We start from the raw sequence: 14,459 nt of genomic DNA, 5'->3' as shown, positions 1-14,459 counted from the left end.
TCTGAAATCTCAAGAATGTCATTTTGACTCTTATTGTATCATTAGTGTGGAAGCAATTCCAATTGTTTTTAAAAACTCTTTATTTGAACAGCTTATCTTTTGCAATATCGACGTATTTATATACACACAAGAACTATGAGACAAGCCAGAATTGCACTAGTCTATGGTCTAGTTTTTAATTGCGACTAAAGATTGTTTTACAATGCTCAAATATACAGTAAGATGGAGTTAGTTAAGCATAATTTTCATTCATTACCCAACATTTCCTAGTGGAAAGGAACTTTGAACATGAGTTCGAATAAGGACATCTTTATTGTGCTTACCGGTACAGGTACGGCCTTTAGTGGTTTTATTAAGTGGTTTACAAAAGCCGATCTGAATCATGCTTCGATCGCCTTTGACTGTGAACTGCGGGAGGTATACAGCTTCGGAAGAAAAAAAATGCACAATCCATTTGTGGCAGGACTAATCCAGGAGAACTTTATCGACCCTTTTTATAGCAGTGCTAATTGTTCCATCTATCAGTTACGTGTTAGCGCTGAGGAATACGATACGATGTACAATCACGTCCAAGGGATGATGCAAAATCAGGAGCGTTATAAATACCATCTTTTAGGATTAATCGGTGTGCTTCTGAATATTAAAATCGATAGAGAAAATGCTTATTTTTGTTCCCATTTCGTTGCCTCTTTATTTGAAGAAACTGCAGTTCAGCCTGTGAATAAGCCTTCCTGCTTCGTTACACCGGAAGATTTCGCGCTTTCACTCTGTGCACATAAGATTTTTACTGGCAAGCTATCCTATTATTTACGTAGAGCTCAGAGAGCCTCTGCGCGCCCATCCTCTTTACCATTACATACTACTTCGGTTGCCGCACGAATGATGCGAATGAATGAAGACCGGACTGAAGGGGTCGTATAAAAGGTTCTATGCTTGTGAAAAAGGACTAAGCGGATTTAAATCCGCTTAGTCCTTTTTCATTAACCATCAAATAACAAATTGGACCATGTACTGTTTGCACATAAGCTCAAAGCCGATGGATTGATATAGAGAAATTGCGCCTACATTTTCCTCAAGGACATTCAAATACACGTTAGAGGTAACCCTTCCCCCCGCTCGGGTGAGCTCGGCACAGATCTTTTTCCCGTAGCCTTGCCTTCTCCATCTTACATCCGTTCCGATGTTCCCCAATTCAACGTAATCTTCGCTATAAATATGGTATCCACCTACCGCAATCAGCTCATGTTGTTCCATCACACCATAGAACGGATACTGTAATTCTTCTTTTGAGAACGCCATTGTATCTAAATCGGCCATTTTCGACTCAATGAGTTCAAAATAAGGGGGACCCAAATGTAAAACGCTTGTATCCACCGGTGGTAACGCTTCTTGATGGATATGCTTCATTAGAAGCAGTTTTTTGGGTGACTTAACAAGTTCAAGCTGTGAAGCGAGTACAGCCATAACTTCTTCATTCACAATTACATTACCGACAGCATTGTCAGGTAAACTCAATTGATCTTTCATAAATGCAAGCACGGACCGGAGACAGAATGACTTCTCCACAGGGAATACGGAAAACGCATAGAACGAAAGCCCTCTAAAAAAAGCCAATACGCCGAGCAGCTCCCCCTGCTCTGTAAACTGTCCATAGTGTACCGTATTATGCTTACGAGCTGTAAGGTATGAATAGTATAAAAAGTGCTGTTCCCTATTAATCGAACTCAAGATTGATTTCATTTCCGCTGGTGTTAACTCTCGAATCATGTCCCCTACCCCTATCAATGTTTGATACAATGCTTCAACATTAACATGATCCTGTGAAGTCACGCAAAAAAGATAGGGTGATATAGGCTCCTACTCTACTTAATTCGATGACTCTGGAAATACTCCGACCAATCCGATGATATAACAACGGTAACTATATCCGTTTTGGTGTTATACGCATTCTGAGCCGTAAAGGTAAAAGTAACAGGTCCATCTGGTAGCTTTTCAAAAGAGCTATCGTACATTTCACCTGTCCAGAAGGTTTTATCGTCGTTAGTTGGGCTGAGCTGCGTAGTGAACCCTCCGTTCATGGTTACTTGCACAGTATCCGGGAGACCTGTTGCTGTACCTTGCAGAACAAAACGTTCTCCTGCCCAAAATACGTTGTATCCTCTTGGACTCTCCTCATTGCCGCTTTTTTTCAGATTGTAGCCTTTACGGTTGTTGTTCCACTCTTCGGTGTGCTTAACGCCTCCTTTAATACTCAGTAAATTCACCATGAAGTATTTACGTGGAGAGACATCGCTCCAGTTGTAACCATCAAAGACTTCCATTTCAACGGCATACTTTTCATTCTCAATCAGTGAACTGACTGGAATCTGCCATTGTTTTGCGCTTGAAACTTGTTCACCAGATTGTACCTTGATTGCACCGGTGGCCAAGTTAATAATTCGCACCTTATAACGTTGCTGCAGATCTCCGTCCTCATCTTGATAATCCCATTTAATGATCGGTGTAAGTGTACTTGCGATCGTTGGTTTAGATGGATCAACACTGGTTGGGTACGTAATATTAACTGTTGGAATTCTATTCACAACTGTTATACTATGGGATATTTCACGGTACAGCCCCAGAGAATCCGTTACAAGCTGTCTAAAGGTGAATACACCATTACTACTAAACTGCTTCGTGAAGTCCTTTTGAATGCTTGCTAGGGCTTCTGTTCCACTTGATGGTTTTAAGAAATACTTGTGGCTTATTGTATCTCCTTTTGGTTCGTCCGGATCAGTTGCGTTACTCTTAATGTTCAGAACGTCCGTCCGGTAGATCGGTATCTTAGTCGCATCTTTACCAGTATCTGTGATCAGAGTGAATCCCGGCTTAGGTGCATTATCGATGATGAATGTTTTTTCATTTGATACATCTGACCATGAAAATTTGGAGTACGCCCGACCTTTCACTGTAAAGTATTCAAACCGTTCAAATGTATTATTTGGGATTTGATATTGTCTGAGTAGGCCAGTAGGATCTGGATTTTCTACAGTGGAAACTAATAGACCATCCTTCGTAAAGAACTCTAATCTATATTTCTCCTGTGGATCATTTTCTGGATCTGCGTAAGTCCATTTAATTAATGGATCGCCTTGTTCCGAGTCAATCACAGATGGGTTTGTTGCTGTACCTGAAGGGCTAGTTAAAGTCATAGTAGGTGCCAAATTCTCTTTCACTTGGACTTGCAATCCAGCGATATTCGACTTATCTCCTATTTGATCGATTGCCCAATGTTCTAGCGTATATACCCCTGGATCTGAGAAGGTAAGCGTAATATCGCGAGTAAGATATGATTTCACTTCACCATTACTGTTCGTTACTTTCCAGTAGTATTCTAAAGAACCTTGATCTGATGTATCCTCATCGATATCCCCTGATGTAAATTGTTTCGTATCATACTGATTTACGGATGAAGGTCCGTTAATCTTAGCAACAGGAACATGATTCTTAACCATAAATGTACGCGTCGCATAAGAGCTTAACCTTCCATCAGAGGCTGTGAGCTGCATTTCCCAACCATCAGAAATGGCCTTTTTATGTGAGATACCGTTACGATTAATAAGATCACGAACGGTCATAGATTGATAACGGTTGTTTCCTGCCCAGTAGTAAGGAGAGTCATTAAATTTTGCATTCCAGGCATAAGATAAAACATCTCCATCCTCATCTGGATCTGGTGTTAAGTTATCCATTGTGATAATCGTATCGCGGTATATTTCGTTAGGCATTGTAAATGCTGCAGCCGGTGGATGATTGACTACCTGTACATTTTGACTGTACCAATCTGACCACAAGCCACGATTATCATGTACTTGTAGATTGAGTTGATAATTCCCTTCTCCGAATGATGCGATATTCGGTGGTGTTGTTGCTCCACCCCAATGTTCCCATACTTTATTCCATCCGTCTTTGATTACAGTCCAGTAATATACATCTAATGGATCATTATCTGGATCGAAAGATTTGTCTGTAATGGTCGTAGATTTACGATAAGAAACGGTATTCGGATTAACGGTAAATAATGCAACGGGTGGTAGATTAACGGCAGCATTCCCCACAGTACGTTGACACCAATCGCTCCATACACCGACTCCATTATCTCCATCCACATCACGGACTCTTAAACGTATATCGTAACTGTCCTTTTCAAAAACTCCCCCAGGCGGCTGCCCGTCGATCCACATCTCATCAACACTCTTTTTATATTGCCATTGCCACTGCATAATCCCTTTATCAGCACTTGTAATATGATCTAAATCGTAGGATGAATCTATTAATTGAACATTTCCATTGATAAGCCTTGCTGAAAAAAGCGCTATTGGCTTGCGATGGACTTTAAAACTCATCGTAGATGCGGCATCTTTACTCCACATCTGATATTCAGCAAAGCGAGCATCCTGTTTCGGTATATCCTTAGCTTGATAACTCACTACATATTGTCCGGTATACGGAAATGAAGTGTAAAGGCTCGTCCTCCATAGTCCCGAATCCCCTATAATCCCCATTGAGTTATCAAAGTAATTCGGATCATGATCATATCTCACTCGATCAGCGTACTTAGCATCCCACTCATAATCTTCATAGGTGGTGCCGCTATTCTCTATAGGACTATTAACGAGAACAAAAGCGTTTCGCTTCAGTCTGTTTGTAACTTTAAAGGTCATACTCGCGGATTCTGACATGTTTGAAGGATCTGCTACTTTTACAGTCATCGTATAATCGCCCGGCGGGATCGAATCAGCCACAGCGTCTACAGGGATAGAGAAATACTGATATCCTTTCGTTTGAGATACTACCGTCTTCCTATAAAATACATTTGGTATCTCCGCACTTACGATAAGATCATCATTATCTGGATCGTGGACATATCCCTCGATGTTAAGTATGTTTCGTCCAGGCTCGTTCTGCAGGACTTGATTATTGGGTGTATTTAACGAAATGGTAGGTGGACTATTAGGTATCAAAGGAAATACTCTTTGAAAATTATGACCAATGTACGGCCCTCCAAATCCATGTTCTGGACCATATCCACGCCATCCATCTTGTTGACCTGCGCCAAAACCGTAGTTAATTACTAACCCTATTGGAAGTTCGCCGTACCCTAAAGTCCCCGTATAGTTGTAATAGGTAACATCTGTCGCTAGATTAAATGTATGTTCAAATGTATTCGGGTAAAACGGTCCATCAAACCAACTCTTGTACAATGGGGTGAAATTGGTATACTGACTGGTCCAGTCACTCGGACAACCGTATTGGTAACTTGGTAAATCTAATGGTTTCCCCTCTGGAATTGCCGCTACACAGAGATCCGCTCGAACGACACGTTTATCTAGAGCACTTTGTGAAGGAACCAAGTTTACTCCTAAAGTCAATGTTGCATCCGAACTAATATCAAATGTTAGTTGCTTAGTGGTACGATTATATTTAATATTCGTTAGCTTTTGGTTATTTATTGTCCCACGCATAGTACCATAGTTCCAACCAGCGTCATAAAAATCACCATCAGCAGGTATATTTATATCTTTATACGTGATGAAATTTGGATCACCCGTTGCAGCCTCTGCTGTCTGAAGATACATTCCCTGACTAGGGAAAACTCCGAATAGGATAGTGATTATAATTACTAGTGAAAGTATTTCCTTTGTCTTCTTCATTTAAGCACCTCTCCTACCAGGACCAATCAACTTCTGGCGCTCGATTTTTCACTTCTACAATCCGTGAGCTTAACTTTTGTCCATCTGAATTTGTAGATTTCCGATCAGCTTCTGTCACAAACTCATCAATAGTTGGTTGACCAAACTCTTCAAACACAGTAAGTCGGACTTCATATTTCCCTACCTCGCTCAGCTCTAAATTTAAGCGATCTTTGTTCTCATTACTGAAGGTCACCCATGCTTCTCCGCTAAAACTCCCGTCATTATTAGAATCATAGCGATACTCCCAGAGTCTCCGACCCACTACATCTTTATCAGGTGAATAGGATATATCATCCAATGAAACCACCGCTTTATTACCGTAATCAGGACTTCGATATACCACTCCAGGCAGAGTAAAATAGTTGTACGGCGCTTCATCTGGCACAATATCAAAAGTAATCTCATCACTATCAGAATACCCAAGCGTATTTTCCACATAAATCGTAGCCTTATATTTTCCAGCTTTTTTAAATAAGATGTCTTTGCTTTCAAGTTCAGATAATGTACCACTATATTTAATATCTGCGTTCGTACCACCAGATACAGCAGTGATGGTAACTCGTGTTTTTGATGGTATTAACGGAAAGCGTGTTGGACTCTGGCTTCTATTAAACAATGTCGTTTTACGATTTTGTTTAAATATTCCTTCTATATTTATAATTGCTGCTGGCTTCGGCTCAATGACGGTAACTTCTGTACTTGTACTACCTATTTGTCCATCATTGTCAACGACTGTGAGAGCTATAGGAAATGTCTCTCCAACTTGCTCTATGGTATACCATACATACCCCCTTGGGACATTTCCGATTTCTCCCTGCGCTCCAGATGTGCTCCAAGCATAATCAGTGATATATCCATCCGGATCATAGGAGGCATTTCCACTAACGAGCATATCAGACCCTGCTTTTATGTATCTAGCTGTTGATATTCTTGCAATAGGTGGCTTTCCTTCAGGTTCTGTTGGAATAGTTGGATTTGGAGGAAAAGTAACTTGAGGATTGTTTTTATAAATACCTGCCGAAATCTGTAGAGGCTGTTCCAGAGAGGTAATGATTCCACTCTTTGTGACGATTGGCTTTTTAAAGCGGACGAGAACGGTTAAAGCATATTCCTGAGTAAAATGTTCGCCCGTTACACTCGACTTTTTGATCTCAAAGTCAAACAAAGTGCTTACGTTAAATGTCTTTGCAGATTCCTTTTTCGTTTTGAGTGTATTGTTCCTGTCTTTCTCTTTAGCATAGAACACCCACTCATCAATGTTTGAAGCATCATTGTAGCCTTGCAGCTGCCCCATTAATGAAATTTGTACGGGTTCGTCTTTATCTCCCAATTTTGTTGGATTGGGATTAGGTTTATTTAGAGTTACCGTACCGGTAAGTGTGGGTTCTGTAGGAAGGGTGTAGTCGAAGGAGACGCTTCCACTATACTTATACGTAGTCACATTAGCCGAACCTGTAAAGTAGTAGCTTAAATCTGTTTTATAACGTCTCCCCAGCGCATGACCACTTGGATCAAAATTTGAACTTAATTGTTCAGGAGCATAATTTCTTAAAGCTGCGTTAGTTTTATAATAAATAATAAATTGATTCCCATTTACAACATTATGATTAACATAGGTTGTTGGAAGCGATTCTTTAGGTACCACTAATTGGACAGTTGACTCTATGATCTGAGACGAATCAATTACCGAATTTACGTTTTTGTCGTACCATTTAATTCCCGAACGTGATACTGCAGATTGAGTCACCACTGTCATATCAGGTGGATCATTTCTAGGTGTACCACTACCTTGTCCATTTTTATCGTAATGTTTTTGACCATTAATGTATGGGTCCCATTCATTTATCTGCCATCTTACTCCGTCTGAATATCGCCAAATAGAATTACCGGGAATTGTTACAAAAAGGGTTTCAAACGAGCCGTGATAACCGAGCACATTATCTATTCGTTGCTTTGCTTCTACTCCCTTTAAAGTAACCTTTATTTTTCCATTCTCCATTGTCAGAGCAACCTTTTGATTGGTCCCATTATATTTAAGAGAAGAGACATCAATTGCCGAACTGGATACTCCACTTGGAAGATCTAAGTAGTAAGATTTTTGGGCATTTGCAGACCCACTAAGAATTTCTGAAGGTATTGACACTGTTTTGTTTTGCGAATTAGCTGCCTTAATATTCTGTGGGATATATACAAAAATTAATATAACTGTAAGCAGAACTATCCAGATTTTTTTCATAAATATTATTCTCCTGGACGTTTAACAATATATTTTTCTTCAAAACCCCCACCAAAACTAGCATATATAGAAATAACCGAAGGGTCTTTAAAGTACCCATACATTTGATAACTAGACAATTTTCCACCCGGTTTCAACACCCAATTCCACAATGCTTCCTTATTGTTCAACTCTAACATTGTTTTTCCTGGTGTTGGTGCAAGAAGATTAACACTATCCACTTTAAGATGCCATTTTTCATTCAAATCTACCGCACTTACTTGAATGACTTTACTCCCCTTATTTTCAATGGTGAGTTTAGTCCAAATCATATATTTAGTAGGTGATTTATAAATATTATCTGAATAACCATACATCTTCATTAGAGACTGTGCTTCTTTAGACTTTACATCGTAAAACATCAGCTTTTCTAACGTATACGTTAATCCTCCAGCGCTGATTGTTACTGGAAGATCCACTTCTTTTTTTAGACCAAATTTAAACAGATTATCTCTCATGATAGGCACTGGCGTTGCTATAGGTTTCACGGTTGCTGTGGGTACCGCGGATGTGGTTGGCTTAGCCGTAACTACTGATGTAACCGTTTCCGCTTTTGCAACCACTCCCTGCCCCAAAACCACACTAAATAACATTGCCGCTACCAAAGTCGCCTTTACAACTCTCTTCATCCCCAAATCTCTCCTTTGTCTCAATTGGATTTTTCCTACTTATTAAACTTATACTCCTGAACTGCTGGTACTCTGATTGGCTCTTGTGTTTTGGCTCTGGAGATCAGCAACGGATGTTCCGTCTCAATGACGGCAATAACCGAGGGACCCTCTATGTATTTGGTAATGCCATATTCACTATCCTCGTATAAAAGCGGAAAAGTTACTCCATCGGAATCATCAACAATATCAAACTTCACAATCTTTACTTGATTCTTAAAACGGCTGCCTACTTGGGGAGAAAGGCCGTTATCAAGCCCAAGATTCGCCTGCAAGACATGTTGAAAAGTATCGTAAGCAAGCGCGGGATCGATAATTAGACGACCTCGTGTGAGTTCAGTTTCATCTAATTCCTGCGCGGCATCATGAACAGCGATATTGTTTGCATCTTTTAGCATGCTGCGCAGCATGTCCCACTCCTGATTCTGGATCTGAAAGAACCAGGAGTAGATAAAGATCAGTAGGACAAATGCCAGCTTAATAATGTAATCCATAAATTAGGCTCATCCCTTAATCAATCGAGATATTCACTCATAATTGACCCATGTCCATAATATCGGGTCGGCTGCGAAACCGTGGAAAAGTTATACGGAAACAAATTTATCCGTGGTGCTGTTACATACACATCAATTCGTTGCTTGCGTTCTTGAATGGTATCTGTACTGCTCGTAATTTCTATAGAATCCTCTGAGAACCCAATCGCCTTCAGATTTGAAATCACTTCGTTCCGCATAGACGCTGTGACCATCCCCTCCGTTGCAGCTTTTTGTGTGATGTAGGATGTATTAGCTTTGACCTGTAAATCTAGCAGATAATCAATATAGGTGAATATGGGCTGCAGGATAATAAACAGGACAAGCCACATGAATAATGCCCGGAGGACGGTCTCCTTCAATAGAAACGCCTCCTTCTAATATTGTTCTACTTGCTTAGTATGTGTGATGATATCGTCTTGACTGCTGCCAATGATATGCGTAGCTACTGTGATAAACATCCCTGCGATTACAAAGCCAATAGCCAGAAACATTGCTATAGAGATAGAGTCTTTTTTCATAATCGAATTAAACCGAAGGTTGGGTTAAGACCCGAGCAGTTGCCGTTTGGCTGGAATCCAGCGGTTGAATAAATGTCACACCCGGAATCGTCGGTTTATTATCATCCGTAGCATCAATTACATCTCGAACTACAGGAATCAAAACGGCAATTACGATGGCCACACATAAAAATCCAATAGCAATAAACAAACCTGTAGAAATAGCATCCTTTTTCATTGTTAAAATCTCCCTTTTATTTTATATTTTTTAAATAATATTGAATATACTATTTTTCACTGGAACATACCGACCCCATTAAAATTCCCTTTGATCAGTAAAATGTACTGCATCGCCATCGCGACGATCATCAAAAAAGTAGCAATCGATGGGATAACATTAATGATCGTAGATAGATCACCGATAAAAGACCACTTTTTCAAATACTGATCGCTGGAGATTTTGGAGATAATCTTACCTTGCTCACGCAAATAATTCGCCGCTTCTGTGTCGTCATCCATACCCTCAGTAGCCAGCAAAATGGACCGAATGTCATTAATAAAACTATGATTATCCGGAAACTTTGCACAAAACCATTCAATCGCCCCCTCCACACCCTCATCTACTGCTCGTTCTGACAACTCGTACAGATCCTGACGTATATATTGAAAATGTCCAGCCGTACTCCCGCAAAAAGTGCCAAATTGCGCATATCCGCGCTTGCGTAGCCGATTATTCTCGTATAGACGGATGAAAGAGATCAGCTCACCGTCTTTTTTAATAACCGTTTTTTGATGAAGCCATGCAAGCACCCAGCCAAACGGAAGGTAGCGCATCGGACTGCTGATTACGAGAATAAGAAGAGCAATTAGAGGGTCATAAATAGAAAAAGAATTAGAACGAATGAAATCACTGACGACTTGAGTTATTAAATAAATCAGCGCTGCTGAGTAACGGAAAAGCGTAATTTTACGGGCTGAAATCGATAAACCAGAATCATTCAATAATTGCTGAAGTCTATCCCCCTGCACCCGTTCCCCAAGCTCATTCCACCGTAGTCCTAATCGGACAAGATATCTTTCCTGTTTACTACTACTGCTTACAAAGACAAGTAATGCGACATAAACAATCCCGATTACAGTAACTAATAGTAACAATCTGTCCATAGCTCATCACCTTAGTGGTAGTCCAGTTTAGGTCTGGCGAGAATAGTGCTGATCACAAAAGAAATAAAAAGACCGGAGACGATCACCATCAAAAAAGAAAGTCCTACTGTAGTCTCAAACTGCAATTGGAAATAGATATCAGGCTTCAGCATGTACATAAAGGTTCCAACCGTTGATACCAGCACCAAAAGATTCCCGTATAAGCCAAGGCTGATCGCATCTCTACTTCCCGCTTTTACAGTCAAAATCGTTTCTCTCTGTTGCTCCATGGAACGGTTTAACAGCATCAGTGAGCTTTTTAAATAACGGGTTCCTTCCTTCTCGGCATAGAGCAAATCCGATATAAATTCTAGGGCGAAGGTAGTACCAATCGCATTGGAAAATCTCCCTGCTTCCTCAACAAGCTCCTTCTCATTACTGTAATTGGAAAACGCAGCCCCTAGCAGCTTCAAAGGACCCTTCAGCACATTCTTATCCGTAAGAAAATCCGCTGTCCGATCGAGAACGGAATCTACCGACAAGTGAGTGAATTTGGTGGAGATTTTGACTACATCGAGTAAATCATAGCTTCCATGCACCTTCCTTTGCGCGTAGATGTATCTCATACGAAAATAAGGAATCGTCGCAGAAATCACAGCCATAAAAAGTGGAAATCTCCATGCCCCCTGAATCGAACGCCCTTCGTTAAAAGTTATCCCTTCCAGAAAAGGATTGTTAAAACTTAATTGTCCAGGAAGCTCGCTTAGCGTCAGTAGTCCTGATAGAAAAACCGCGATAAACACTATTGCTGTACGCATGATAAAACGCATAACGCTAATTCCCGGCTCATATTTTCGGTGTACGAAATATAAAAGATTATCTAGATGACGGTAGAGCCATAGCCTTTTTTTTACCGAGCTAACTCTTTTGCCAAAAATACTCATTTTATGTTTGATACGAAAATCGAATTTCTGACCCACTTGTCGTAAATGCCTTTCGATTAGCGGTTTAATGAGCAGCCAAATTCCCCATACAATTAACAAATGAAGGACAAAACGAAGAATATACAATAATAAATCCACGGTTTCACCTCCTCACTCGTTAAGAATGATCTTAGATTTCAAGCTTTCTTTGATAGGCTGATCCATTGGTTTTGCTGCTGCAAGCTGTCCCAGCTCTTTTTGAAGTAACTGTGTTGCCTGCTCATTTTTCCTAGTCATCTTCAGAATCAGGTTCTTTGTCAGCTTGTCATTATAGGACCAACACATCTTCTGGGGTTCCCAGCGCATCAGATCATTCGCAAATACAGAGTTCTTTTCCTCGTCATAAAAGACTTCCGATATTCGCGTTAACCGCTTCTTCCCGTTCGGAACACTTTCCAAAATAAAGACCAGCTCGCACGATTTCAGTGCAGAGATCAAATGCCCCTTAAGGCTCCCGCCAATCCTTGTCGACACGGCAAAAGAGCCTTGATAAGGAATATCCTCCGAATCAACGGTGTGGAAGGTTCCGGTGATGCCGTCATACCCTTTTTCCCCACTCCACAGATAAAATTCCCATTCGTTATAACGCATTTCCGTCATATACAAAATGTTTGGGTCATGCCGCAGCGATTCTACCCCTACCTCCATCAATTCCTCGTTCGCAGCCTGGATTGGAATAATTCGGTGCCCTTTAATCTGGTAAGGTAAAATCGACTCCGGATGCTTTTCTATCATCACTACACCCATACAGGATGAAGATCCGAGCAGTTGCTCACCGACGATCGTATTTGCAAAGGTTGTTTTTCCCGAGCCTACAGCGCCCGCAATAATGGTATTGCGAAAGGTAGATGATAACGCCCGAATCATTTCGACCGATTCCGCAGGAATACATTCTGTACCCGCCTGATCTTCCAGACTCAGAAACTCTACAACCTGCCGCCGTAACGATATTGTGGTGAAGCCATCCCATACTCTCGGGGATACCCAAATGGCAAGCCTAATAAATCGACCAGGCCAGAGCGGGTCATCCATTTTAAACTCCACTGAAGGGTTGTCCTTGTTCAGCTTTTTGTTGGGATCACTTTTTAATAAGGAGCGCTTTAACTGTTCAACCCGATCTAGTGAAGGCATCTCATATGGATAAGCTACAAACTCACCTTTCTGGTTATAAAAGATCTGCTTTCCGATCATCTGTAGCCCGGTTGATTCACTGTATGCACGATCAGTAAACCAACGATAAGCCGGACCAAAACCCTTCCACTCATGATAGAGCGCTTCTGCAGCCGTTCTGTATGCTTCTGGAACCTTGCCCGTAAAGGGTGTCTTCCGCAAGTATTTCTCTATCTCATTCATAAAAAAGCTAACCGCCTGCGGATCTCCAATTAGCGCCTTCGCATTTAACTCGAAGTAAGCATCATCCTCACGTTCCAGCCCTTCGTTCATATCGTTCTTCATTTTTTGCAAAAATGCATAAAAGTCTTCCTTGCCCGGTTTGCTCATGCGTAGGATACTTTGTTTTAGAGAGAACAACGGACGGTTCGGTTGATTTCCATTCATAGGAATATGCCTTTCTTTTTAGCTTCTGGTGCCAGGCTCATGGACACGAGCAGAGAATGTACCTTATCATCCACATGCTGCAGCTCTTTTTTGCCTAGAGGTAAGCTTTCCTGCAAGGGCTGGTAATACGGTAGCTCCAGCAATATTTCAGCCCCAAAGCGAAGCGCTAGATTTTTAGGAGAAGATATTTCTTCCACATTACTGCGGTTAATAATCAGTTGAAAATCATGTGGACGTAGATCCATATGCCCAGCAAGCTCTAGAAGAGGTTCGAGTCTGTATTCATGCTTTGGATGAGTGACGATCATACGCAGTGCCGATTTGTGCATTCCGACATACCATGCAGCACTTTCCGGAATAGAGCCAAAGTCAGCAATAACCACATCTGCATTTGCCCCAGCTCTAGCTAAAAAATATTCAATCTCATCCTCCTGATAATCTTGTGCACTCAAGTAATCGTAATTGCCTGGGAGATACGAGTAACCGTCTTGCTTAATCAATTGTTCAAAATCCTCATCATGAATCATCTTCCCTGTGAGCCTTGATCGAAGCCTATCCAGACTAATTGTAGCTTTGCGGTCATATCCGGGATCATATAAATCAAGTCCAAGGACAATAACACGAAGGCCTGCCGCGGCAATTCGTCTTGCGAACAGTTTGGCTACACTAGTGCAGCCGATCCCAGGACCAGATCCAAAAAAACCAACCAGATTACTTCGTTCCTCCCCTTCCTCGTCTAGAATAAAGCGAATCTTCTCTATCACCACTGACGAGGTAGAACGAGGAGGGATAAAATAGATTCCTAAGCTTTCACACAGCATATGTACAGCTTGGTAACCACTGATTCCCTTTTGCAAATATACATATAGGATCATTGAGCTCGGATAATTCCGGCGCAGTTCGCTAAGTGACTGAGCTTGAATCTGGTCACTGGTAACCATTAGCATATGGCCCTCTGCATGAGACGGATCAGGAAGTACGCTTTGTGTAATTACAATAAATCCTGCATTTTTGATATCATTAATGGTTAACTGATCTATGCCTAGACTAAATATTTTCAAGACT

13 protein-coding genes are annotated in these 14,459 nt (G+C 41.0%); 1 reads left to right on the top strand and 12 read right to left on the bottom strand.

Annotated elements, in window-relative coordinates; genetic code table 11:
• Nucleotides 1-288: 288 nt before the first annotated feature.
• A complete protein-coding gene (locus NSS87_RS06435; protein WP_042124922.1) occupies nucleotides 289-921 on the top strand; it encodes a hypothetical protein in 633 nt (210 codons plus the stop codon).
• 66 nt (nucleotides 922-987) lie between these two features.
• On the opposite strand, the gene NSS87_RS06430 is transcribed toward NSS87_RS06435, so the two are convergent.
• The 12 genes from NSS87_RS06430 to NSS87_RS06375 all read right to left on the bottom strand — a co-directional run bounded on the left by NSS87_RS06430 (nucleotide 988) and on the right by NSS87_RS06375 (nucleotide 14,455).
• Nucleotides 988-1,767 (bottom strand): GNAT family N-acetyltransferase, encoded by a 780-nt coding sequence (locus NSS87_RS06430; protein WP_339245651.1) that lies wholly within the window; start codon nucleotides 1,765-1,767, stop codon nucleotides 988-990.
• 95 nt (nucleotides 1,768-1,862) lie between these two features.
• Entirely contained in the window at nucleotides 1,863-5,693 is a 3,831-nt protein-coding gene (locus tag NSS87_RS06425; protein ID WP_339245648.1) for a hypothetical protein, read from the bottom strand.
• A 13-nt stretch (nucleotides 5,694-5,706) separates the two neighbouring features.
• Nucleotides 5,707-7,971, bottom strand: coding sequence for a PKD domain-containing protein (locus NSS87_RS06420; RefSeq protein ID WP_339245646.1), 2,265 nt, complete (start codon nucleotides 7,969-7,971; stop codon nucleotides 5,707-5,709).
• A gap of 5 nt (nucleotides 7,972-7,976) precedes the next feature.
• The gene (locus NSS87_RS06415; protein WP_339245643.1) at nucleotides 7,977-8,639 is read right to left on the bottom strand and encodes a hypothetical protein; all 663 of its coding nucleotides are present in this window, start codon (nucleotides 8,637-8,639) and stop codon (nucleotides 7,977-7,979) included.
• A gap of 35 nt (nucleotides 8,640-8,674) precedes the next feature.
• Nucleotides 8,675-9,172, bottom strand: coding sequence for a hypothetical protein (locus NSS87_RS06410; protein WP_339245641.1), 498 nt, complete (start codon nucleotides 9,170-9,172; stop codon nucleotides 8,675-8,677).
• Nucleotides 9,173-9,192: 20 nt separating this feature from the next.
• Entirely contained in the window at nucleotides 9,193-9,573 is a 381-nt protein-coding gene (locus tag NSS87_RS06405) for a hypothetical protein (RefSeq protein ID WP_042185567.1), read from the bottom strand.
• A 15-nt stretch (nucleotides 9,574-9,588) separates the two neighbouring features.
• Nucleotides 9,589-9,732: a hypothetical protein gene (locus tag NSS87_RS06400; RefSeq protein WP_156113062.1), complete on the bottom strand. Its 144-nt coding sequence runs from the start codon at nucleotides 9,730-9,732 to the stop codon at nucleotides 9,589-9,591.
• A 7-nt stretch (nucleotides 9,733-9,739) separates the two neighbouring features.
• Nucleotides 9,740-9,949, bottom strand: a complete 210-nt coding sequence (locus tag NSS87_RS06395) for a hypothetical protein (RefSeq protein ID WP_042185565.1) — start codon at nucleotides 9,947-9,949, stop codon at nucleotides 9,740-9,742.
• Between the two features lie 56 nt (nucleotides 9,950-10,005).
• On the bottom strand, nucleotides 10,006-10,875 hold the full coding sequence (locus NSS87_RS06390) for a hypothetical protein (protein ID WP_042185563.1): 870 nt from the start codon (nucleotides 10,873-10,875) through the stop codon (nucleotides 10,006-10,008).
• A gap of 11 nt (nucleotides 10,876-10,886) precedes the next feature.
• Nucleotides 10,887-11,936, bottom strand: a complete 1,050-nt coding sequence (locus tag NSS87_RS06385) for a hypothetical protein (protein ID WP_042185561.1) — start codon at nucleotides 11,934-11,936, stop codon at nucleotides 10,887-10,889.
• A gap of 12 nt (nucleotides 11,937-11,948) precedes the next feature.
• Nucleotides 11,949-13,394, bottom strand: coding sequence for an ATPase, T2SS/T4P/T4SS family (locus NSS87_RS06380; protein ID WP_042185559.1), 1,446 nt, complete (start codon nucleotides 13,392-13,394; stop codon nucleotides 11,949-11,951).
• Nucleotides 13,391-14,455 (bottom strand): hypothetical protein, encoded by a 1,065-nt coding sequence (locus NSS87_RS06375; protein WP_042185557.1) that lies wholly within the window; start codon nucleotides 14,453-14,455, stop codon nucleotides 13,391-13,393. The genes NSS87_RS06380 and NSS87_RS06375 overlap by 4 nt, the downstream gene beginning before the upstream one ends.
• Nucleotides 14,456-14,459: the final 4 nt, after the last annotated feature.

The organism is Paenibacillus sp. FSL F4-0243, from assembly GCF_037963295.1.
In the GTDB taxonomy this organism is placed as follows: domain Bacteria; phylum Bacillota; class Bacilli; order Paenibacillales; family Paenibacillaceae; genus Paenibacillus_AQ.
Note: the sequence above shows the minus strand (reverse complement) of the source record. Positions and strands in the feature narration are given on the sequence as shown.